Origin of the sequence: Zavarzinia compransoris (genome assembly GCF_003173055.1) — a bacterium.
GTDB lineage: Bacteria > Pseudomonadota > Alphaproteobacteria > Zavarziniales > Zavarziniaceae > Zavarzinia > Zavarzinia compransoris.
Genome location: NZ_QGLF01000004.1, coordinates 291375 through 313921, shown reverse-complemented (window position 1 = coordinate 313921; position 22547 = coordinate 291375). Strand labels below are relative to the sequence as shown.

Below are 22547 nucleotides of genomic sequence, written 5' to 3'. Positions count from 1 at the left end.
TTGCGCCGAGGGCCGTCGTCAGGGGCGGGGATCGGTCGCGAGCATGGCGAAGAGCAGGTGGTCGCGCCACTGCCCGTTGATACGCAGGTACTGGCGGGCCATGCCTTCCTCGGAAAAGCCGGCCCGGCGCAGCACGGCGCGGGACGGCTGGTTCGAGGGCAGGCAGGCCGCCTCGATACGATGCAGGCGCAAGGTTTCGAAGACGTGAACGGTGATGCCCCGCACCGCCTCGGTCATCAGGCCGCGCCCGGCATAGCGCTTGCCCATCCAGTAGCCGAGGGCGCAGCTCTGCGTCACCCCGCGCCGCACGTTGGACAGGGTGATGCCGCCAAGGAGCAGGCCCTCGCCCCGGCTGAACAGGAACAGCGTATAGCCCGCATCCTCCCGCGCTTCGCGGGCATAGCGGCGCAGCCGGTGGCGGAAGGCGTTGCGGGTGAGATCGTCCGCCGGCCACAGCGGCTCCCAAGGGGTGAGGAAATCGCGGCTTTCGGCCCGCAAGGCCGACCATTGCTCGAAATCGCCGGCGACCGGCGCCCGCAGCTCGATCCGGCTGGTGGTGACCACCGGCAGGGGATCGAGCCGCAGCGACCGGATCAGCGACATTGCCACCTCAGCCGAAACGGGCGGCGATGCGCGCCTTCGATTCGATGCCGCCGTGGGGGCCGAGGGCGGCCACCGCCGGCTGGCTCCGCATCACCTTGTCGGCGAAGCGGCGCACGGTGGCGGCATCGACCTCGGCCAGCCGCTCCAGCACTTCCTCGACCGGCATGACCCGGCCGTGGATCAGCCATTGCCGGCCGATGGTCTCGATCACCGAGGACGGGCTTTCGAGGCCCATCAGGAAGCCGGCGCGCAATTGGGCGCGGGCGCGGGCCACCTCTTCCTCGGTGGCGTCGGTGACCAGCTTGCCCATTTCATCGGCGATGACCGGGACCAATTGCCCCGCATCCTCCGCCGACGTGCCGGCATAGATGCCGACGGTGCCGCTGTCGACGCTGGAACCCGAATAGGCGAAGACCGAATAGGCCAGTCCCCGCACTTCGCGGATTTCCTGGAACAGGCGGGACGACATGCCACCGCCGAGCACGGTGGCATAGACCTGGGCCGCGAAATAATCCGGCTCGTCGTAGGAGACGCCGGGGAAGGCCATGGCCAGATGCAATTGTTCGAGGTCGCGGTCGTCGCGCCAGTCGCCGGCGACGAAGCGGGCCTGATCCGCCTGCCCCGCCGTCTTCGGGCCGAGGCCGGCGAAATGCTGTTCGGCCAGGGCGCGGACCTGCTCGTGGCTCACGGCGCCGGCGGCGACCACCGCCATGGCGGGGGCGCGGTAGTGATCGGCCATATAGCCGGCGATCTCGTCCCGGGTCAGGCGGGCGACATTCTCGGCGCTGCCGAGGATCGGGCGGCCGATCGGCTGGTCGGGATAGCTCGCCTCCTGCAGCATGTCGAAGATCAGGTCGTCCGGCGTATCCTGGGCCTGGCCGATCTCCTGGATGATCACCTGGCGCTCGCGCTCCAGCTCGTCCGGCTGGAAGGTCGAGCCGGTCAGGATATCGGCCAGGATATCAGCGCCCAGCGGCACGTCGTCCTTCAGCACGCGGGCGTAATAGGCCGTCTGCTCCCGGCTGGTGAAGGCGTTCAGGTGGCCGCCCACCGCCTCGATCTCCTCGGCGATGCGGCGCGCGGAGCGCCGCTCGGTGCCCTTGAACGCCATATGTTCCAGCATGTGCGAGACGCCGTTCAGCGCCTTCGTCTCGTGCCGCGCGCCGACGTCGACCCAGACGCCCAGCGCCACCGAGCCGAGTTCCGGCATCGGCACGGTCAATACGCCAAGGCCATTGTCCAGTTGGCTGGTCTCTACCTTCATGCCCGTCACGATCCTCAACCGATGATCGCCGCTATATGGGCCTGGAGGGCGTCGGCGTCATGGGGCAGAACAGCATACCTCTCTTCTCTTTCATAGAGGTCGGCCATGCGCGGCGGCAGTTTCGGCTCGATTCCGGTCGCCGCCCGCACCGCGGCGGGGAATTTCGCCGGATGCGCGGTCGCCAGCGTCACCATGGGCACCGCCCGCTCGCCCCGGGCCCCCGCGGCGCCGGCAAGCCCGACCGCGCTGTGCGGATCGACGACGAGGCCGGTCCGCCGCAGCGTGGCCGCCATGGTCTCGCGGGTCAGGTCCTCGTCCACCGCCACCGCATCGAAGATCTCCCGCGCCTTGGCCAGGACATTGGCGCCCAGCGCCAGTTTCCCGGTCGCCTGGAAGCCGGCCAGGGCCCCGGCGGTGACGGCGCCGTCGCGGCCGTAGAGATCGAACAGCAGGCGCTCGAAATTGCTCGACACCTGGATATCCATCGAGGGGCTGATGGTCGGCTGCACCTGCCCGGTCGAATAATCCCCGGCCCGGAGCGCCCGGGCGAGAATATCGTTCCGGTTGGTCGCGACCACCAGCCGCTCGATCGGCAGGCCCATCCGCTTGGCCACATAGCCGGCGTAGATGTCGCCGAAATTGCCGGTCGGGACCGAGAAGGACACAGGCCGGTCCGGCGCGCCCAGGGACAGGGCTGCGGTGACGTAATAGACCGTCTGGGCGACGATGCGCGCCCAATTGATCGAATTGACCGCCGAAAGCCGGGCCTTGTCGCGGAACTCCAGGCGGTTGAACAGGGTCTTCACCAGGGCCTGGCAATCGTCGAACGTGCCTTCGATCGCGACATTGTGGATATTCCCGTCGAGCACCGTGGTCATCTGCCGGCGCTGGACCTCGGACACCCGGCCCTTGGGGTGCAGCATCACCACCTTGACCGAAGGCAGGCCCTTCAGCGCCTCGATGGCGGCGGAACCGGTATCGCCCGAGGTGGCGCCGAGCACGGTCACCTGTTCGCCCCGGCGGCTCAGCACCGTGTTGAACAGCCGGCCCAGCAGCTGCATGGCGACATCCTTGAACGCCAGGGTCGGCCCGTGGAACAGTTCGAGCAGGAAGTCGTTGGGCCCGACCTGCACCAGGGGGCAGACCGCGTCATGGCCGAAGCTGCCATAGGCGCCGTCGATCAGGTCGCCCAGGGTCGCCGGCGACAGGCTGTCGCCGGCGAAGGGCGCCAGCATCTCGAAGGCCACCGCCTGGTAGGACAGCCCGCGCCAGCCCGCCAGCCGGTCGCCGATCGCGGGGAAATGCTCCGGCACATAGAGGCCGCCGTCGCGGGCGAGCCCGGCCAGCAGAACGCCTTCGAAGTCGAGCACGGGGGCGGCCCCCCGGGTGGAGATGTAACGCAAGGCCAATTCCTCAAATCCGGAGCGCGGAGACTAGCCCCGCCCGCCGGACACTTCAACCGATGCCGCATGCCCCGGCCCCGTCGCCGGGGTGGATCGGCGGGCCGGAACCGCCTATATCCCCGGCATGCTGCTGAAACAGAAGATCCTCGACGCCATCGCCGCCGGTAAGGTGAGCCTCGTCTTCCGCCGCTGGCACACGCCCGGGCTCCGCCCCGGCCTGATGCAGAGCCCGGTCGGCGCCCTGGAGGTCGAACGGGTCGAGATCGTCGATCTCGCCGCGCTGACCGCGGAAGATGCCGGACAGGCGGGCTATGCCGACCTCGCCGCCCTGCTCGCCGCCCTCGGGCCGGGGGGAGCGCCGGTTCACCGTGCCGTGCTGCGGCTGGCCCCGGGCGACGGCGGCGAAGCGCCTGCAGCCCTGGTGAAGCGCCTGGACCGGCTGGACCGGATCGAGGGCCGGGCCTGGACCCGGCCCCTGCTGGCCGCGATCGGCAGCGGGACGGCCGACCTCGCCGCCGCCGCCGGTTCAAGCCCCGACGATCTGCGCCGCCTGCTGCGGAAACTGGTCGACTTGGGCCTTGTCAGCCGGAACGGCGTCGGCTATCGCCTGTCGCCACGGGGCGAAGGCCTGATCGCCGCCGAGGGGATCAGCCCCGGCCCCGAGCAGCGAAGCGACCCAGGATGACCCCAGCCCCGAACGCGACGGCCGAATGCGGCATCTGCGGCCGGCACCTGCCGGTGCGCCGGCTGGCCGATTGCGCCGCCGTGCGCCCGGGGCTCGCCGCCGCGCTCGAGGCCGAGCACCCGGATTGGCAGCGCAGCGGCTTCGTCTGCCTCGACGAACTGGCCCGGGCCCGGCGCCGCAGCATCGAACAGATGCTGCTCCGGGAGCGGGGCGAACTGACCGACCTCGACCGCGCGGTGGTCAATTCGCTGGCCCAGGGCGGCACGGTTTCCCACGACGTCGAGGCGGATTTCGTCGAGGACCGCAGCCTGGGCGACCGGGTGGCGGACCGGGTGGCGCGTTTCGGCGGCTCCTGGGCCTTCATCATCGCCTTCTGCGCCGTGCTGGCGGTCTGGATGGCGTTCAACCTGCTGGCCGTCACGGCCGAACAATTCGACCCTTATCCCTTCATCCTTCTCAATCTCGTGCTGTCGTCGGTCGCCGCCCTGCAGGCGCCGATCATCATGATGAGCCAGCGCCGGCAGGAGGAGAAGGACCGCGCCCGCTCGGAGAACGACTACCGCATCAACCTGAAGGCCGAGCTCGAGATCCGCCACCTGCACGAAAAGCTGGACCACCTGCTGATGCGCCAGTGGGAACGCCTGACCGAGATCCAGCAGGTCCAGCTCGAACTGATGGAAGACATCGCCAATGCCCGCGAACAGCAGTAGCGCCGGCGGCCCCCGCCGCGCCACGCCGGGCTGGCTGCGCTTCGTCGGGCCCCTGCTCGCCCTCGTCGTGCTCGGCATCGCCATGTTCATGCTGAACCGCATGGCCCAGGAGATCAGCATCCGCGACGTGCGCCAGGCCATGCTGGCGACGCCGACCCTGAACATCCTGCTGTCGATCGGCTTCACCGTCGTTTCCTTCGCCGCCCTGGCCGCCTACGACGTGCTGGCGGTGAAAAGCTCGGTCGAGGAGCCGGTGCCCTTCCGCACCGCCGCCTTCGCCGGGGCCGCCGGCTATGCGGTCTCCAACGCCCTCGGCTTTCCGGTGATGACCGGGGGCTCGGTCCGCTACCGGCTCTATTCGGCGTCAGGCCTCAACATGGCCGACATCACCCGGGTGGTGACCATGGCCTGGGCGACCTTCTGGCTGGGGGCCGCCCTCGTCGTCGGCTTCTTCATGGTGATCGAGCCGGGCAGCGTCGCCGGGGCGCTGGGCATCGGCCCCGTGGTCGCCAACCTGATCGGCCTCGGCCTGCTCGGCCTCGTGCTCGCCTTCGTCGCCTGGGTCTCGACCGGGGACCGAATCGTCCGCATCTACGGCTGGACCCTGTCCATGCCCGACCGGCGGACGGTGACCGGCCAATTGGCGGCCGGCGCCATCGACATGGCGGCGGCGGGGGCCGCGCTCTACGTCCTGCTGCCCGAGGCGGTCCAGCCCGGCATCGGCACCTTCGCCGTCGTCTTCGCCGCCGCCCTGACGCTCGGCATCATCGCCCATACGCCGGGCGGCATCGGCGTCTTCGAGGCGGCGATCCTGTCCGGCCTCGGCGTCGCCGCGACGCCCGAGGTGGTGGGCTCACTGATCCTGTTCCGCGTGATCTATTACGTGCTGCCCCTGGTCGTCGCCGCCGGCGCGCTGGCGACGGCGGAAATCATCCGGCGCCGGCGCCGCGTCCGCCCGGGCCAGGCCGCCAGCCGCCTGGTCCAGGCCTTCGTGCCACCGCTGGCCGGCGGGCTGGTCTTCCTCGCCGGCATGATCCTGCTGATCTCGATCACCGTGCCCCATTCCGCCTTCCGGCTGGACCTGATGGCGTCCTTCCTGCCGCAGTCCTTCGTCGAGGGCTCGCATCTGGTCACGGCGGTGATCGGCGTCCTGCTGCTGGTGATCGCCCGCGGCCTCGCGGCGCGGCTGGCGCCGGCCTGGAATGCCGCCATGGTGCTGCTGGCGCTCGGCGCCGTGTTCTCGCTGCTCAAGGGCCTCGACTGGGAAGAGGCGGTGCTGCTCGGCGGCTTCACCCTGTTCCTCCTGGTGTTCCACGACGCCTTCTATCGCGCCGGGCGGCTGTCCGACCTCCGGCCCAGCTTCCGCTGGCTCGCGCTGATGGTCTCCTTCATCGCGCTTACCATCTGGCTCGGCTTCTTCATCTACCGGCATGTCGACTACAACAGCGATCTCTGGTGGCAGTTCGCGTGGGAAGGCAATGCCTCCCGCTTCCTGCGCGCCATGTTCTTCGTCGCCCTCGTCGTCCTCTTCATCGCCGGGGACGCGCTGATCAACCGCCACCGCCGCCTGCCGCCCGCCGCGGACAAGGCGGTGGCGGACGAGATCGCGGCGCTGGCCGCGGGCTCGCCCCGGGCCAATGCCGCCCTCGCCCTGCTCGGCGACAAGCATTTCCTGACCACCGATGCGCGCAAGGCCTTCATCATGTACGGCGTCGCCGGGCGCAGCTGGATCGCCATGGGCGATCCGGTGGGCGATGCCAATGATGCCGCCGAACTGGTCTGGCGCTTCCGGGAACTGGCCGATCTGAATGCCGGGCGCGTGGTCTTCTATGCCGTGACGCCGGACTGCCTGCCGCTCTACATCGATCTCGGCCTGTCGCTGCACAAGATCGGCGAGGTGGCGCGGGTGCCGCTGCCGGGCTTCACCCTGGAAGGGTCGGCGCGCCAGGCGCTGCGCAACATCGACCGCCGGGCAGTGAAGGACGGGCTCGACTTCGCGGTCGTGCCGGCAGCGGAAGTGCCGGCCCTGATCCCCGAATTCAGGCGGGTGTCCGACCTCTGGCTCGAAAAGCGCAATGCCCGGGAGAAAGGGTTCTCGCTCGGCAATTTCTCGCCCGACTATCTCTGCCGCTTCGATTGCGCCGTGATCCGCAAGGACGGCCGCGTCGTCGCCTTCGCCAACCTGTGGCAGAGCGGCGGGGGCGAGGAGCTTTCGGTCGACCTCATGCGCTATGAGGCCGGCGTCTCGCGCATCCTGATGGATGCCCTGTTCCTGCGCGTCATCCTCTATGGGCGCGAGCGGGGCTACCGCTGGTTCAACCTGGGCGCCGCGCCCCTGTCCGGCCTGGCGGAACATCCGCTGGCGCCGGTCTGGAACCGGGTCGGCGCCATCATCTTCCGCCACGGCGAGAAATATTACCCCTTCGAGGGCCTGCGCGCCTTCAAGGAGAAATTCCAGCCGGTGTGGCAGCCGCAATATCTGGCCTGCCGGGGGGGCGCGACGGTGCTGGCCCCGATCCTGGTCGATGTCGCCGCCCTGGTCGCCGGGGGGCGGCTGGACATCATCCGCAAATAGCCGTCAGTAACTGCGGCCGCGCGCCTCGATCGGCCAGAGGTCGACCAGCGTGTCGCCCTCGACGACATGGATGACGTCGTAGAGATTGACCGTCGGGTCGCAATGCGGCACCTGAAGGGTGACGAGACTGCCGAGGGGAACGGCCTCGAACAGGGCGCCGTGCTCGTCGCCCATGAAGGCGAAGTCGGCGCCCGACAGCGGCTTCGGTTTCGGCCCGTCGGTGGCGAAAGCCTTGAAGCCCGCATCCAGGGTGACGAAATCCGCGGTATTGGCCGAAATCACCCGGGCATCGACGAAGAGCGCCGGCCTGAACGGTCCTCCCCCCGCCGGCTCCAGGGCGACCGCGCCATATTCGACATCCATGAAGGCATAGGAGCCGGCCTGCAACTCGTTGAGGACGCCGAGCCCGCCCTCGATCGCGAAAGTGCCCGTGCCGCCGCCGGTCAGAAGGCCGGGGGCAAGGCCGGCCGCGCGCAGCGCCGCCGCCGCCCGGGCCATTTCACCCAGCGCCATTTCGGCGATCATCACGCGGGTGGCGTAATCTTCCAGGTGCTGGGCATGGCCGGCATAGCATTGCAGCCCGGCGAAGCGCAGCCCCGGCAGTCCGGCGACCTGCCGGGCCAGGGCCAGCGCCGCCGCCGCATCGGCAACGCCGGTGCGGTGAATGCCGGGATCGATATCGACCACGGCGCCGATCACCCGGCCCGCGCCCTGCGCCGCGGCGGAAAGCGCCGCCGCCCCGGCCGGCGAATCGACCACGACCAGCAATTCCGGCACCCGGGCGGCCAGGGCCGCCAGCCGGGCCGGCGCCGAGGGGCCGATGACCGGCGAGGTGACGAGAAGGCTGTTCAGGCCCGGGGTATCGGCCAGCGCCTCCGCCTCGCCGGTCTTGGCGACGCAAAGGCCGACCGCGCCGGCCGCCAGCTGCCGCGCGGCCACCGCCCGCGACTTGTGGGTCTTGGCATGGGGGCGGAGCGCCAGGCCCGCCGCCTGCGCCGCCGCGGCCATGGCGGCCAGATTATGCTCGAAGGCCGGCAGGTCCAGGATCAGGGCCGGGGTCGCCAGCAGGGCGCGGCCGCCGGGCCGGCCGATCAGGGCGGCATTCGGGTGCATGGCCTATTCCGCCGCCATTTCCGCCGGACGGTCCAGTTCCTTGTAGAAGATCACCACATCCTCGAGCTTGCCGTTGGAAGCCCGGGCATAGCGGGGCACCCGGCCGACCTCGGTCCAGCCCATGGAGCGGTACAATTTCTCGGGCTTGTCGCCGGCCCTGGTGTCGAGGGTCAGCAGCGTGCGCCCGGCGGCGACCGCCGCCGCCTCCGCCGCCACCATCAGGCGCTTGCCGACGCCGTGGCGCCGCACTTCCAGGGCAACGATGAGCATGGCGATTTCCGCCCGGTGGCTCTGGTTCGGTTCGGCCACGAGATCGACGATGACGGTCCCGACCAGGCGGTTCGCCTGTTCCGCCACCACGAGAACGCGGCGGCCGTTGGCGACGCTGCCCGCCACCTCGGTCCAGAAGGCGACGGCATCGCCGAAATCCAGCGGAGCCATGAAGGATACGGACGCCCCCGCATCCACCGCCTCGACCAGAAGGTCGGCAAGGGCGGGAATGGCGGCCCAGGCTTCAGCGGCGTCGAGAGTTCTGATGGCGATCATGCAGCAACCACACTAAACCAGCCCCCGACACCTGCGCTACGGTCGGCAATCGTTCCCCGCCCCTCGATGGTAATCACCCCCATGATCCAATCTCCAAACGATTTTTCACTCGACCCCCGTCTGGCGGGCGACACCATCCCCCTCGGCGACTTCCCCCTGTCGCGTGTCCTGATGATGGACGAGTGCCGCTACCCCTGGGTCATCCTGGTCCCGCGGCGAGACCGATTGATCGAATTGACCGACCTGTCCGAGGCGGAAACGGAAACCCTATGGGGGGAATTGCGCCAAACCAGCGCGGCCATTGCAAGCCTGGGAACAAAATTGAATGTCGGGGCCCTTGGCAATGTGGTCGCCCAGCTACATATCCACGTCATTGCCAGAACGCCCGGCGATCCGGCCTGGCCGGGGCCAGTGTGGGGTCATTCGCCGCGCCAGCCCTGGCCCGATGCGCAGGCCAGGGATGCACGGGCCGCAGAGCTTCGCGCCCGCCTGGGCCTTGCCGCCGCGACGAAATAGCGCGTCAGGACAGCAGCCGCAGGGTTTCCGAGACGATCACCGCCTCTTCGTCCGTCGGGATGACGAAGGCGGCGATTCGGCTGTCCGGGGCGGTCAGGCGCGGGCCGCCGGCCGCATTCGCGGCACCGTCGAGCCGGGCGCCGAGGAAGCCCAGCCCCTCGATCACCCGGGCGCGGACCGGGGCCGCGTTCTCGCCGATGCCGGCGGTGAAGACCAGGGCATCCAGCCCGCCCAGCACCATCATCAGCGAACCGATCTCGCGCAGGATGCGGTGCACGAAAAGGGCGACCGCCTCCGCCGCCGCCGGGGCATCGCTCGCCAGCAGGTCGCGCATGTCGTTGGACAGGCCGGACACGCCCAGCAGCCCCGATTCCCGGTAAAGGAGATCGGCGATCCGCGCGGGCGTATAGCCCTTCTGTTCGAGGAGATAGAGCACGACGCCCGGATCGATGGCGCCCGAGCGCGTGCCCATCACCAGCCCGTCGAGGGCGGTAAAGCCCATGGTGGTGGCGACCGAGCGCCGCCCGTCCATCGCGCACATCGAGCAGCCGTTGCCCAGGTGGGCGACGATCACCTTGCCGTCCGCCCCCGGCCCCATCACCGCCGGCATGCGCGCCGCGATCGCCTGATAGGACAGGCCGTGGAAGCCGTAGCGGAACACGCCTTCGTCGATCAGGGCGCGGGGCAGACCGAACAGCCGGGCGATGCGATCCTGGCCGATGTGAAAGGCGGTGTCGAAACAAGCCACCTGGGGCAGGTCCGGCCGCAGCCGGGCCAGGGCCCGGATCGCGGCGAGATTATGGGGCTGGTGCAGGGGCGCCAGGGGCACGAAGGCATCCAGCCGGTCCAGCACCGCCGCATCCGCGATCACCGGCGCGGCGAAATCGAGGCCGCCGTGCACCACCCGGTGCCCCGCCGCCAGGATCTGCCGCCCGGGCAGGAACTCGGCGGCGATGCCGAGCAGCAGGTCGAGGGCGTCCTGATGCTCGTCCATCCGCTCCGGCGCGAGGTCGAGGGGAATGGTCTTGCCCGCGCCGTCCTTCAGCTTGAAGGCGGGCTTCGAGCCGATGCCGCTGATGGCGCCTTCGTAAAGCGCCGTGCCGCTTTCTTCCGCGATGCGGAACTTCACGCTGGACGAGCCGGCATTGAGGACGAGAACGATCCCTTCCGCCATGGCTCAGGCGTCCTTCTTCGGCGCGCAGCGGACGCGCAGCACCGCCAGCGCGGCCGAGGCGGCCCGCGCCGCCGGCCCATCGGCCCGGCTGGTCAGCATGATCGGCACCCGGGCGCCGAGGACGATGCCCGAGGCCTCGCCGTCGGCGAGATAGCCCAATTGCTTGGCCACCATATTGCCGGATTCGAGATCGGGGCAGAGCAAGATGTCCGGCTCGCCCGAGACGGGGGAACTGATGCCCTTGGTCTTCGCCGCCTCGGCGGAAATCGCATTGTCGAAGGCGAGCGGCCCGTCGACGATGCCGCCCGTGATCTGGCCCCGGTCCGCCATCTTGGACAGGGCCGCGGCATCGATGGTCGAGGGGATCTTGGGCGAGACCGTCTCGACCGCCGAAAGCACGGCGACCTTCGGCACGTCGATCCCGATCGCGCGGGCGAGGTCGATGGCGTTCTGGGCGATGTCGCGCTTTTCCGCCAGGGTGGGGGCGATATTGACCGCGGCATCGGTGATCAGCAGCAGCTTCGGGTAGGACGGCACATCCATGACGAAGACATGGGACAGGCGCCGGTCCGTGCGCAAGCCGCCATTGTGGCCGACCACCGCGCCCAGGACTTCGTCCGTATGCAGGCTGCCCTTCATCAAGGCCTCGACCTCGCCCTTCTGGGCCAGGTCGACGCCGGCTTCCGCCGCCGCATGGGAATGTTCGGCGGCGACGAGGCGCAGGCCGTCGAGCCCCCGGCCGAGCTTTTCCGCCGCCGCCCGGATGCGCGCCTCGGGCCCGACCAGCACCGGCTCGATCAGGCCGAGGTCGCGGGCATCCAGCGCCCCGGCCAGGGACGCGGCATCGCAAGGATGGACGACCGCGACCTTCAGGGCCGGGAAAGCCTTCGCCGCCTCGATCAGCCGGGCAAGGCGGGCGCCTTTCCGCAGCAGGCGGATTTCCGGCAGGCCCACGGCCTCGCGCCGGATCTTTTCCGCCGGGGCGAGCACGAGGGCGGTGCCGGACAGCACGTCCCGGCCCTCCTGGTTGCGGCCGGTGAAGGCGAGTTCGAGGTCGCGCTCCGGCCGCTTGGCGACGACGCGGAGGGTGATGGTCAGAACATCGTCGAGACCGACGGGGCGCAGGAAATCGATCGCCTGCGCCTTGATGATGGCGCCCGGCCCCGGCAGCACCGTGCCGATCAGCGCCGAGACCAGGGCCAGCGCCCAGGGCGCCGGCGCCACCGGCTCGCCATAGCGATGGGTGGAGGCAAAGGCGGGATCGACCAAGTATGGATTGAGGTCGCCGGCCAGGGATGCCAGGGTGGCAACATCCTCGAGATGGAGGCGGCGTTCGATCGTGGCGGACTCGCCGACCAGGATCTCGTCAAACGGGCGGTTTTCGATCATCGTCATGGTGAGCAGAGTAGAGCGGCGCTTGATGACAACAAGAAGAAGATTAGGCCGGGGGCGAACCGAAATATGATCAAGCTGATGGTCTGCATGCGGCGCCAGCCGGGCATGTCGCGCCGGGATTTCCAGCACTATTGGCGCCAGGTCCACGGCCCCATGGCCATCGAACGCGCCGCCACCCTCGGCATCCGCCGCTATGTCCAGAACGTCACCGTGCACGAGGAAATCTCCAGCGCCCTCGCGGCGACGCGCGGCACCACCGAACCCTATGACGGCATCGATTCGCTCTATTGGGACTCGGTCGAAGCCATGCTGAACCACCTCAGCACCCCGGAAGGCGGCCGCGCCGCCTCCGAGCTTTTCCTCGACCACATCAATTTCATCGACTACCCGAACTCCCCGATCTTCATCGGGGAAGAGGTCGATCTGGTCGGAGGGGCCGTTTAAAAAGCAGGGGCGGCGACAGATCCCTTACCACGAAGCGCCCCAATGTGAGGTGCTTCGAAGGATGCACGACAGTCATCCAATGCTTCATTCGGCGGCGATGCCCGTTTTTTCCGCCGCGATCGCGTGCTCCATCAGGATACGCATCTGATTGACCGCGGCGTCATGCGCGATACCGATCATGCGTGCATCGGGGTTCGCCTTGATGTTCGCGTATTGCCCCTCGATCATCTCCTTGTCTTCAAGGAATGCTTGATAGATGCCCTTGGCCAGCAGGTTGCTGGTTTCCTGGCCGGCGGCCTTCGGGGCCCCCCACGAAAAGTAATAGACGCATTGCTCGGCATTGACCGGGACCACCGACTGGCAGGTCCAGGTATCCAGCAGCAATTCCCCGTCCGACGGGCCTTCCACCGCGGTCCCCGCCGTGAAAACCTTGAAACGCATGACGAAGACGCAGGGCATCAGCACCGAATAGTCAAGGTGCATGTCGTAGCGGCCCTGCATGATGTGCTGCGTGAAGTTGAGTGCCGGAACATTGCGTACCCAGCGCTCGATCCTCATGCCGCGCTCCAGCCGGGTTATTTCCGGCTTGGTATACGCGAAGATGTCGCCGCCGAACGTCTTGCGGTGAACATAGGTCAGGTGGGAGAAATCGAGGAGATTATCGATCACCAGCCTGTAGTCCGCATTGAAGAGCAGCGAATTGGGCCGCATGTCCCAATCGGGGTCGCCGGGCCCGATCGAGAAGGGAATCAATTCCGGATCGGCCCGCGCCGCATCCCCCATCCATACCCAGATCCAATTGTCGCGCTCGACCGTCGGATAGGACCGTACGGCCGCTCGGGGCGGCACGCGATCCTGGCCCGGAACCTCGACGCAGCGACCGCTGGGGTCAAACTTCATGCCGTGGTACATGCAGCGGATGCAGTCCCCCTCGATCTCGCCGAGATGGAGCGGGGCGTGGCGATGACAACAACGATCCTCGATCGCGACGACACCGCCATCCTGGCGCCGATAGAGCGCCAGCGGTTCTCCGATGATCTTGCGGGCAATAACTTTGCCTGGCGGGAGGTCGTAGTCCCAGCCGGCCACATACCAACAATTGCGCACAAACATATCCACCTCCCCTTATTATTTTATTCGGGTGATTCAGGTGAGTGCGTGGCAGCACATTTCAGGTCGCTCTGACCGTCATTTTTTATTAGTGGCCTGGCGATTTCAGGTCCAATACCGTTTGGCCAGCGACTTCATACCTCCCCGGTATGCCCCCCTTGACCGCATGGGCCATGGCTTCGGATACGTCGATGCGGGTTTGATCCGTACGGGCCGGCCGCCGCCATGATGCCATAAAAAAACGCCCCGGTTTCGGCCGGGGCGTTTTTCGATCAACCGCGGGTCAGCGGCTTGTACTTGATGCGGTGCGGCTGGTCCGCGTCGGTACCCAGGCGGCGGTGGCGGTCCGCCTCGTATTCCTGGTAGTTGCCTTCGAACCATTCGACGTGGCTTTCGCCCTCGAAGGCCATGATGTGGGTCGCGATCCGGTCGAGGAAGTAGCGATCGTGCGAGATCACCATGGCGCAGCCCGCGAAGTCGAGCAGCGCCTCTTCAAGGGCGCGCAGGGTGTCGACGTCGAGGTCGTTGGTCGGTTCGTCGAGGAGCAGGAAGTTCGACTGCGACTTCAGCATCTTGGCCAGATGCACCCGGTTGCGCTCGCCGCCCGACAGCATGCCGACCTTCTTCTGCTGGTCGGCGCCGCGGAAGTTGAAGCTGCCGAGATAGGCGCGGCTCTGGATTTCGCGCTTGCCGATGGTCAGCATCTCGTGGCCGCCCGAGACTTCCTCCCACACCGTCTTATTGGCGTCGAGGGCATCGCGCGACTGGTCGACATAGCCGAGCACCACCGTGTCGCCCAGGCGGACTTCGCCCGCATCCGGCTTCTCGACGCCAGTGATCATCTTGAACAGCGTGGTCTTGCCGGCGCCGTTCGGGCCGATGATGCCGACGATGCCGCCCGGCGGCAGGTTGAACGACAGATTGTCGATCAGCAGCCGGTCGCCGAAGGACTTGGAGATCGCCTTCGCTTCGAGCACCAGGCCGCCGAGCCGCGGGCCGGGCGGGATGACGATGGTCGAGCGGCCGATCTCGCGCTCGCCCTGCTGCGCCACCAGATCGTCGAAGGCCGAGATACGGGCCTTGGACTTGGCCTGGCGGGCGCGCGGCGAGGCGCGAATCCATTCCAATTCGCGCTCGATCGCCTTCTGGCGCGATTCTTCCTGGTTCTTCTCGATTTCCTGGCGCTTGCGCTTGGCGTCCATCCAGCCGGTGTAATTGCCCTCGAAGGGCAGGCACTGGCCGCGGTCCATTTCGAGGATCCAGCCGGCGACATTGTCGAGGAAGTAACGGTCGTGGGTGACCGCGACCACCGTGCCCTCGTATTTCTCCAGGAATTTTTCCAGCCAGTTGATGGACTCGGCGTCCAGGTGGTTGGTCGGTTCGTCGAGCAGCAGCATGTCCGGCTTTTCGAGCAACAGGCGGCACAGCGCGACGCGGCGCCGCTCGCCGCCCGAGAGCTTGGTCACATCCGCATCGCCCGGCGGGCAGCGGAGCGCATCCATGGCGATCTCGACATGGCGCTGCAGGTCCCAGGCATCCTTGGCGTCGATCTGTTCCTGCAGTTCGGCCTGACGGGCGATGAGGTCGTTCATCTCGTCGTCGGTCATGTCTTCGCCGAACTTGGCCGAGACTTCCTCGAATTCATCGAGCAGGGCCTTGGTCGCCCCGACGCCGAGCATGACATTGCCGAGCACGTCCAGCTTGGGGTCCAGCGGCGGTTCCTGGGGCAGATAGCCGACCTTGACGCCTTCCGCCGGCCAGGCCTCGCCCTGGAACTCGCTGTCGATGCCGGCCATGATCTTCATCAGCGTCGACTTGCCGGCGCCGTTGCCGCCAAGCACGCCGATCTTGGCGCCCGGCAGGAACGACAGCCAGACATTCTTCAGAACCGTCTTCCCCCCCGGAAAGGTCTTGGACAGATCCTTCATCACATAGACGTACTGGTAGGAAGCCATGCTCCTGAATCTCCTGCTGATACGGTCTGGCGGCGGCGGCGGGGTGCCGCGCCGGGCTTCCTGGCGCCCTGCCACGCGTTATGACGGATCCGTGAAAAGGCCGGGGTGGCGCGCCTCGGAAAGCCCCTCGCCAAGGCCCCACATAGATAGTCGCGCAAGGCCACAAGTCCACTAAAAAAGCCCGCCCGCGGGGCGGTTGATCGCCCCCGCGGTGCTGGCTAGAGTTTGTCCGATTTTGGCTGATTCAGCCAAAATCGAAAAAGACAGACGGCCACGCATAAGCCTGGAGCTTGTCCACTTCAGTATGAAGCGGACAAGCTCCAGGCTGGCCGGGCCGACCGAGGGAGGAACCGAATCCATGGCCGCCACACCCCTGCCGCCGCGCGACGGCAATTGTATCTTCTGCAAGATCGTCGACGGCATCCTGCCCTGCCACAAGATCCACGAGGACGAGCACACCATCGCCTTCATGGATATTTTCCCCCTGAGCCCCGGCCATGCCCTGGTCATCCCCAAGGACCACCACCCCGACCTCTACAGCATGCCCGACGACCTGCTGGGCCCGGTGATGCGGACGACGCGGCGGGTGGCGCTGGCGATGGCCAAGGGCCAGGGGCCGGACGGCATGAACCTGTTCCAGGCCAACGGCGTCGCCGCCGGCCAGACCGTGTTCCATTTCCACATGCATATCCTGCCGCGCCGGACCGGCGACGGCGTGATTTCCGCCGAACACGGCAAGCGCCCGGGCGACCATGCCATGCTGGCGCGCGAGGCGGAGATGCTGCGGGGCATTCTCGCCGAGCTTTGACCCCGTGATCCGGCGCTTCCGCATCCGCAACTACCGCTCGCTCCGCGATGTCGAGATCGCGCCGGCGGGCTTGACCGTGGTCACGGGGGCGAACGGCGCCGGCAAGTCCAATCTCTACCGCGCCCTGACCCTGGCCGCCGCCGCCGCGCGCGGCCAGCTGGCCCCGACCTTGATGGCGGAAGGCGGCATGCCGTCCGCGCTGTGGGCCGGGGCATGGCGCCAGGACGAGCGCCGCCGCATGGTGGTGGAGGTGGAGGGCAGTGCCTGGTCCTATGCCCTGGCCCTCGGCCTTGCCCCTCACGAATGGCCGGCCGGCGCCCCGCCCCCGGTCTTCGCCCTGGACCCGGTGGTCGGGGAGGAGCATCTCCACGGGGCCGACGGCACCCTGCTGCTCGAACGCGACGGCCCCGGCGCCTGGATGCGGGCGAAGGGCGCGAAAGGCCGGACGGCCTTCCCCCCCGGCCTGGAACCGCAGGAAGCAGCCCTCGCCCAGGTGCGCGAGCCCCATCTCTATCCCGATCTCGCCCAGGCGCAGGCCGAGATGGCGCGCTGGCGCTTCTACCACCACTTCCGGACCGACGCCGCCTCGCCCATCCGCATGCCCCAGGTGGGCACGCGCACGCCGGTGCTGTCGGCCGACGGCGGCGACCTTGCCGCCGCCGTCACCACCATCCGCGAGATCGGCGACACCGGCAGCCTGGACGAGGCGATCGACCGCGCCTTTCCCGGCGCCCGGCTGGAGGTCGAGCAAGACCTGGGGCACTTCGCCCTGTTCCTGCGCCGGCGCGACTTCAAGCGGCCCTTCGCCGCGCGCGAACTGTCGGACGGCACGCTGCGCTATCTCTGCCTCGCCGCCGCCCTGCTCTCGCCCCGACCCAGCCCCCTGCTGATCCTGAACGAACCGGACCAGAGCCTGCACCCGGATCTTGCCGAACCGCTGGCCGAGCTGATCGCGCGGGCGGCCGAGGATTCCCAGCTCTGGGTCATCACCCACAGCGAGGCCCTGGCCCGATCCCTGCTGCGGCATGGCGCCGCCGGCTATGACCTTCGCCTCGAAGGCGGGGCGACCCTGGCCGAGGCGACGGCATGATCCGGCACCTCCGCATCCGCAACTACCGCTCGCTCCGCAATGTCGCGATCGAGCCCGCGGGCCTGACCGTGGTGACCGGGGGCAATGGTGCCGGCAAATCCAACCTCTACCGGGCCCTGACCCTGCTGGGGGCCGCCGCCCGCGGCACATTGGCCCCCGGCATGGTCGAGGAGGGCGGCATGCCCTCCGCCCTCTGGGCCGGGGAATGGCGGAAGGACGAGCGCAGCCGCATCATCGTCGAGGTCGAGAGCACCACCTGGTCCTACAGCCTCGCCCTCGGCCTGCCGCCCCCGCCGGAAGGGGCCTTCGCCCTCGACCCCCGGGTGAAGGAAGAATATCTGCACGATGCCGCCGGCAACAGCCTGATGGAGCGGAAAGGCCCGAGCGCCTGGATGCGGGTCCGGGGCGCCAGGGGCCGGACGGCCTATCCCTTCGCCCTCGACCCGCAGGAGGCGGCGCTGGCCCAATTGCGCGAACCCCACCTCTACCCGGAGGTCGCGGCCGCCCAGGGCGAAATGGCGCGCTGGCGCTTCTATCACCACTTCCGGACCGATGCCGCCTCGCCCATCCGCAATCCGCAGGTGGGCACGCGCACGACCGTCCTCGCCGCCGACGGCCACGACCTTGCCGCCGCCGTGGCCACCCTGCGCGAGGGCGGCCCGTCCGCCGCTCTCGACCGGGCTGTCGACCGGGCCTTTCCCGGCGCCCGGCTGGAGGTCGAGCACGATCGGGGCGAGTTCACCCTGTTGCTGAAGCGGCACGACATCGAACGGCCCTTCGCCGCGCGCGAATTGTCGGACGGCACGCTGCGCTTCCTGTGCCTCGCGACCGCCCTGCTGTCGGCCCGGCCCAGCCCCCTGCTGATCCTGAACGAACCGGACCAGAGCCTGCACCCGGACCTTGCCGCCCCCCTGGCCGAATTGATCCTGGATGCCGCCGCCCGCAGCCAGGTCTGGGTCATCACCCATAGCGAAGCCCTGGCCCGCCACCTCGTCCGCGGCGGGGCGGCCGGTTACGACCTCCGCCTCGAAGGCGGGGCCACGGTGGCGGAAGCGGTGACCTGACCGGAAAGCGCGGACAGAGTCACGGCGCGGCAGGCGCCTGCGGGGCCGCCGCGGGATTGTGGATCAGCAGCGTTCTCAGTTCCTCGGCGATATGGACGCCGAACTGAAGGACATAGGGCGCCCGGATCGAAAAGGGCGCCTGTGTCAGGTCCAGGCACCTGAAGCCGCCGACCTCGATGTCGACATTGCTGGGCGTGTCCAGCTTCCGGTAGGAATTGGTGATCAGGGCATAGCGGAACCGCGGGAAGACTTCGTCGCGATAGCGCATGATCAGCGGGCTGGGCAAATGCTGCAGAACATCCTTCATGATCAGCAGGTCGGCGGCGGGCAGCGCTTCCAGGCCGGGCGGCGCCACGGCGAAATCGACATTGGCGGATGAAAACAGCCGCTTGTTGCGGGCGACGACGCTTTCGACGACGTCGAGCCCGAGATAGCGGGCGCCCCGGAAATTCACATAGCGCGAGAACTGCCAGTCGCCGCAGCCGATATCGACGATCGAGCCGATGCCGTTCAGGCGGATGAACGCCTCGAGGAAGCCGCGATAGGGAATATTGTAGAAGGCATCGGAGCCCGGCCCCGAGCTTCGCCCCCAATCCTCGTCGTCCGCTTCGTATTTTCTGGCGAAAACCGCGCCAATATCGATCTGGTCCGGACTCATCGACCGCCCCCCGTCAACAAGACACGATCTTCAACAAGACACGATCCGCAACGCCCTTCCGCCCAGCGGCGGCGGCGCACAGCCTAGCACGATCACGGCGCAGCCAGAACGGCCGTCACGCCACCCGGCACGACTTTCCCGCGCCGGTTCGAGGCGGGCCTGTTTTGCGGTCAGAAGCCCAGAATGCCGAGCAGCGCCGCCGGCAAGGCCGCCATGGGCAGCCCGGTGAGATCGAGACCGGCCGCGGCATTGAGGCGGGCCCGGGCGGACGCCCCCAGAAGAGTGCGGATGTCGCCCAGAACCGGCGCCGGCGCAACGATGACCAGACGGTCGAAGCGCCCCGCGCGCGCGGCGGCATCGAGACGGGATGCCAGGACCTTGGCCAAGCCCCCGCCTTGCGGCTCGCCGCCTCCCGCTTCGCCGTCGGCCGATTCGCGGTCGGCCCCGATCGCGCCCTCCCCGACCGCCCCTTCGACGGGGTGCAAATCCTTGAACGGCCGCGTCCCCTCGAACAGGCGGGCCCTGACGCCATCGGCCAGCAGGACCCAATAAGACGGCAGACGCGGCATGATGCGGTGCTCTCCCTTCCCGATCGCCGCAATCGTGGCCGCGGACAGGCGGACGGCCATTGATCTGGATCAATGGCCGTCCATCCGGGAGGAGATCAGTGGATCAGTTCGGGGGTGCGTTCGTCCTCGCCGTCCTCGGCTTCCGAAGCGGGCGGGCGCTTGGCCGCCTCGATCTCGAAGACCAGTTCCCCGGCCTTGAAATCGACGTGGACGGTGCCGCCCCGGGCCAGCTTGCCGAAGAGGAGATCGTCGGCCAGCGGCTTCTTCACCTTTTCGGCGATGACCCGGGCGAGCGGGCGGGCGCCGAACGCGGGGTCGAAGCCGGCTTCGGCCAGATGGCTGCGCGCCGCCTGGGACACGGTGATGTCGACGCCGCGATCGGCGAGCTGGAATTCCAGTTCGGCGATGAACTTGTCGACGACCTTCGAGATGATGTCCGGGGTCAGGCCGCCGAAGGGCACGATGGCATCCAGGCGGTTACGGAACTCCGGCGTGAACAGGCGCTTGACCGCATCCTCGTCGGCGCCGACGTTGGTCGTCCGGCCGAAGCCGATCGCGGGCCTTGCCGCATCCGCCGCGCCGGCATTGGTGGTCATGATCAGCACGACGTTGCGGAAGTCGATCTTCTTGCCGTTGTGATCGGTCAGTTTGCCGTGGTCCATCACCTGCAGCAGGATGTTGTAGAGGTCCTGGTGCGCCTTCTCGATCTCGTCGAGCAGGAGGACGCAATGGGGATGCTGGTCGATCGCATCGGTCAGGAGCCCGCCCTGGTCGAAGCCGACGTAACCCGGGGGGGCACCGATCAGGCGCGACACCGTGTGCCGTTCCATATATTCCGACATGTCGAAGCGGATCAGCTCGACCCCCAGGATCTTGGCCAATTGCCGCGCCACCTCGGTCTTGCCGACGCCGGTGGGCCCGGAGAAGAGATAGGAGCCGATCGGCTTCTCCCCTTCCCGGAGGCCGGCCCGGGCGAGCTTGATCGAGGCGGAGAGTGCCGAGATCGCCGCATCCTGGCCATAGACGACGCGGCGCAGTTCCGCCTCCAGGTTGGCGAGCAGGGCCTTGTCGTCCTTGGAGACGGATTTGGGCGGGATGCGGGCGATCTTGGCCACCACCGCCTCGATCTCCTTCACGCCGATGGTCTTGCGCCGCTTGGTCGGCGGCAGCAGCATCTGGGCCGCGCCCGATTCGTCGATCACGTCGATCGCCTTGTCGGGCAGCTTGCGGTCGTTGATATATTTCGCCGCCAGTTCCACCGCCGCCTTGATGGCGTCGCTGGTGTAACGCACCTGGTGGTGTTCCTCGAAATAGGGCTTCAGGCCCTTCAGAATCTTGATCGCGTCGGGCACGCTCGGCTCGTTGACGTCGATCTTCTGGAACCGGCGCAGCAGCGCCCGGTCCTTCTCGAAATAGGAGCGGAATTCCTTGTAGGTGGTCGAGCCGATGCAGCGCAGCGTGCCTTGCGCCAGGGCCGGCTTCAGGAGGTTGGAGGCATCCATCGAGCCGCCGGAGGTGGCGCCGGCGCCGATCACCGTATGGATCTCGTCGATGAAGAGAATGGCGCCGGGCGATTGCTCGATCTCGGCGATCACCGCCTTCAGCCGTTCCTCGAAATCGCCGCGATAGCGCGTGCCGGCCAGGAGCGTGCCCATGTCGAGGGAATGGATGACCGCGTTCAGCAGCACTTCCGGCACGTCGCCCTGGACGATCTTCAGCGCCAGCCCCTCGGCGATCGCGGTCTTGCCGACGCCGGGATCGCCGACCAGCAGGGGATTGTTCTTCTGGCGCCGGCACAGGATCTGGATCGTGCGCTCGATCTCGGCTTCGCGGCCGATCACCGGGTCGATCTTGCCCTCGGCCGCCTTGCGGTTGAGGTTGACGGCATAGGTCGCCAGGGCCTCGCCCTTGCGCGGCGCATTCGCCTCGGTCTGGCGGCGCTGGCCGCCGGCCTCGCCGTTGCCCTCCTCGTCGGCACCGCGCACGGCGCGCGGCTCGGTATGGCCGGGACGCTTGGCGACGCCGTGGCTGATGTAACTGACCGCATCCAGCCGGGTCATGTCCTGCTCCTGCAGGAAATAGGCGGCGTGGGATTCGCGTTCGCCGAAGATGGCGACCAGGACATTGGCCCCGGTCACCTGGTCGCGGCCCGACGACTGGACATGGACGACGGCGCGCTGGATGACGCGCTGGAAGCCGGTGGTCGGCTTCGCCTCGTCGTCCTGCTCGACCACGAGGCCCTCGAGGTCGGTCTCGATATATTGGACCAGCTGGCGGCGCAGCAATTCGAGATCGACGTTGCAGGCGCGCATCACATTGCCCGCATCGGCGTCGTCGATGAGGGCAAGCAGGAGATGTTCGAGGGTGGCGAATTCATGGCTTCGCTCGTTGGCGAGCGCCAAGGCCCGATGCAGGGACTTTTCGAGGCTGCGCGAAAAAGACGGCAAGGCACACCTCCCACTTTGCGTCGGCCGCCGGACGGGCGACCACACCGACCGTTCCCCTCGACGGAGGGGCGGCTAGGCGCAAAGGCCGGCGAAGACCCCGCGCCTATTCCTTCTCCATGGTGCATTGAAGCGGATGCTGGTGTCGACGGGCGAAATCAACCACCTGGGTCACTTTCGTCTCCGCCACCTCGTAGGTGTAGACACCGCAGATCCCGATCCCCTTCTGGTGCACATGAAGCATGATCTGGGTCGCCTCCTCCCGGTTCTTGTGGAAGAAGCGTTCGAGAACGTGGACGACGAATTCCATCGGCGTGTAATCGTCGTTCAGCAGCAGGACGCGATACATGGGGGGACGCGCCGTCTTCGGGCGCGTCGCGGTCAGGAGGCCGGTCTGGTGGTCGTCGTCCCCCGTCATCAC

Annotated in this window: 21 protein-coding genes; 8 read left to right on the top strand and 13 right to left on the bottom strand. The window is 68.1% G+C overall.

Annotated elements, in window-relative coordinates; all coding sequences use genetic code 11:
• Positions 1-18 precede the first annotated feature (18 nt).
• From DKG75_RS15405 to thrC, 3 genes are read right to left on the bottom strand one after another with little or no spacing between them, the layout of a single operon-like run.
• Positions 19-603, bottom strand: a complete 585-nt coding sequence (locus DKG75_RS15405; protein WP_109922016.1) for a GNAT family N-acetyltransferase — start codon at positions 601-603, stop codon at positions 19-21.
• A 7-nt stretch (positions 604-610) separates the two neighbouring features.
• Positions 611-1867, bottom strand: coding sequence for a M16 family metallopeptidase (locus DKG75_RS15400; RefSeq protein WP_109922015.1), 1257 nt, complete (start codon positions 1865-1867; stop codon positions 611-613).
• Between the two features lie 14 nt (positions 1868-1881).
• Positions 1882-3270 (bottom strand): threonine synthase, encoded by a 1389-nt coding sequence (thrC, locus tag DKG75_RS15395; RefSeq protein WP_109922014.1) that lies wholly within the window; start codon positions 3268-3270, stop codon positions 1882-1884.
• A 124-nt stretch (positions 3271-3394) separates the two neighbouring features.
• Between thrC and DKG75_RS15390 the strand changes: the two genes are divergently transcribed.
• Genes DKG75_RS15390 through mprF form a run of 3 tightly spaced genes read left to right on the top strand, consistent with a single transcriptional unit; the run spans position 3395 to position 7240 of the window.
• Entirely contained in the window at positions 3395-3955 is a 561-nt protein-coding gene (locus tag DKG75_RS15390) for an ASCH domain-containing protein (protein ID WP_109922013.1), read from the top strand.
• On the top strand, positions 3952-4665 hold the full coding sequence (locus DKG75_RS15385) for a DUF1003 domain-containing protein (protein ID WP_109922012.1): 714 nt from the start codon (positions 3952-3954) through the stop codon (positions 4663-4665). The genes DKG75_RS15390 and DKG75_RS15385 overlap by 4 nt, the downstream gene beginning before the upstream one ends.
• Positions 4646-7240, top strand: a complete 2595-nt coding sequence (mprF, locus tag DKG75_RS15380; protein WP_109922011.1) for a bifunctional lysylphosphatidylglycerol flippase/synthetase MprF — start codon at positions 4646-4648, stop codon at positions 7238-7240. The genes DKG75_RS15385 and mprF overlap by 20 nt, the downstream gene beginning before the upstream one ends.
• A 3-nt stretch (positions 7241-7243) precedes the next feature.
• On the opposite strand, the gene DKG75_RS15375 is transcribed toward mprF, so the two are convergent.
• On the bottom strand, positions 7244-8353 hold the full coding sequence (locus DKG75_RS15375) for an alanine racemase (RefSeq protein ID WP_109922010.1): 1110 nt from the start codon (positions 8351-8353) through the stop codon (positions 7244-7246).
• Between the two features lie 3 nt (positions 8354-8356).
• Positions 8357-8899, bottom strand: a complete 543-nt coding sequence (locus DKG75_RS15370) for a GNAT family N-acetyltransferase (RefSeq protein ID WP_109922009.1) — start codon at positions 8897-8899, stop codon at positions 8357-8359.
• Positions 8900-8965: 66 nt separating this feature from the next.
• On the opposite strand from DKG75_RS15370, the gene DKG75_RS15365 reads away from it, so the two are divergent.
• Complete coding sequence (locus DKG75_RS15365; protein ID WP_342352182.1) at positions 8966-9415, top strand: HIT domain-containing protein; 450 nt, start codon at positions 8966-8968, stop codon at positions 9413-9415.
• A 4-nt stretch (positions 9416-9419) separates the two neighbouring features.
• Here DKG75_RS15365 and DKG75_RS15360 read toward each other — a convergent pair whose 3' ends face one another.
• A complete protein-coding gene (locus DKG75_RS15360) occupies positions 9420-10589 on the bottom strand; it encodes an acetate/propionate family kinase (protein ID WP_109922008.1) in 1170 nt (389 codons plus the stop codon).
• A 3-nt stretch (positions 10590-10592) separates the two neighbouring features.
• Positions 10593-11984: a bifunctional enoyl-CoA hydratase/phosphate acetyltransferase gene (locus tag DKG75_RS15355; protein ID WP_109922323.1), complete on the bottom strand. Its 1392-nt coding sequence runs from the start codon at positions 11982-11984 to the stop codon at positions 10593-10595.
• 66 nt (positions 11985-12050) lie between these two features.
• Between DKG75_RS15355 and DKG75_RS15350 the strand changes: the two genes are divergently transcribed.
• Positions 12051-12428 (top strand): EthD domain-containing protein, encoded by a 378-nt coding sequence (locus DKG75_RS15350; RefSeq protein WP_166646502.1) that lies wholly within the window; start codon positions 12051-12053, stop codon positions 12426-12428.
• A gap of 84 nt (positions 12429-12512) precedes the next feature.
• On the opposite strand, the gene DKG75_RS15345 is transcribed toward DKG75_RS15350, so the two are convergent.
• Together DKG75_RS15345 and ettA are read right to left on the bottom strand one after the other, a co-directional pair.
• A complete protein-coding gene (locus DKG75_RS15345) occupies positions 12513-13541 on the bottom strand; it encodes an aromatic ring-hydroxylating dioxygenase subunit alpha (protein ID WP_109922006.1) in 1029 nt (342 codons plus the stop codon).
• A 269-nt stretch (positions 13542-13810) separates the two neighbouring features.
• Positions 13811-15493, bottom strand: coding sequence for an energy-dependent translational throttle protein EttA (ettA, locus tag DKG75_RS15340; RefSeq protein WP_109922005.1), 1683 nt, complete (start codon positions 15491-15493; stop codon positions 13811-13813).
• A 358-nt stretch (positions 15494-15851) separates the two neighbouring features.
• Between ettA and DKG75_RS15335 the strand changes: the two genes are divergently transcribed.
• Genes DKG75_RS15335 through DKG75_RS15325 form a run of 3 tightly spaced genes read left to right on the top strand, consistent with a single transcriptional unit; the run spans position 15852 to position 18455 of the window.
• The gene (locus DKG75_RS15335; protein ID WP_109922004.1) at positions 15852-16301 is read left to right on the top strand and encodes an HIT family protein; all 450 of its coding nucleotides are present in this window, start codon (positions 15852-15854) and stop codon (positions 16299-16301) included.
• A 4-nt stretch (positions 16302-16305) separates the two neighbouring features.
• A complete protein-coding gene (locus DKG75_RS23800; RefSeq protein WP_208112091.1) occupies positions 16306-17391 on the top strand; it encodes an AAA family ATPase in 1086 nt (361 codons plus the stop codon).
• Positions 17388-18455, top strand: coding sequence for an AAA family ATPase (locus tag DKG75_RS15325; protein ID WP_109922002.1), 1068 nt, complete (start codon positions 17388-17390; stop codon positions 18453-18455). Before DKG75_RS23800 ends, DKG75_RS15325 begins: the two co-directional genes overlap by 4 nt.
• 19 nt (positions 18456-18474) lie before the next feature.
• Here the strand turns inward: DKG75_RS15325 and DKG75_RS15320 are convergent, their stop codons facing one another.
• The 4 genes from DKG75_RS15320 to clpS form a co-directional block, all read right to left on the bottom strand.
• Positions 18475-19113 (bottom strand): class I SAM-dependent methyltransferase, encoded by a 639-nt coding sequence (locus DKG75_RS15320; RefSeq protein ID WP_109922001.1) that lies wholly within the window; start codon positions 19111-19113, stop codon positions 18475-18477.
• Between the two features lie 170 nt (positions 19114-19283).
• Positions 19284-19742 carry a host attachment protein gene (locus tag DKG75_RS15315; RefSeq protein WP_109922000.1) on the bottom strand — a complete coding sequence of 153 codons (459 nt, stop codon included), beginning with the start codon at positions 19740-19742 and terminating at the stop codon, positions 19284-19286.
• Between the two features lie 35 nt (positions 19743-19777).
• Positions 19778-22129, bottom strand: a complete 2352-nt coding sequence (clpA, locus tag DKG75_RS15310) for an ATP-dependent Clp protease ATP-binding subunit ClpA (RefSeq protein WP_109921999.1) — start codon at positions 22127-22129, stop codon at positions 19778-19780.
• 103 nt (positions 22130-22232) lie between these two features.
• Entirely contained in the window at positions 22233-22544 is a 312-nt protein-coding gene (gene clpS / locus DKG75_RS15305) for an ATP-dependent Clp protease adapter ClpS (protein WP_243746557.1), read from the bottom strand.
• Positions 22545-22547: the final 3 nt, after the last annotated feature.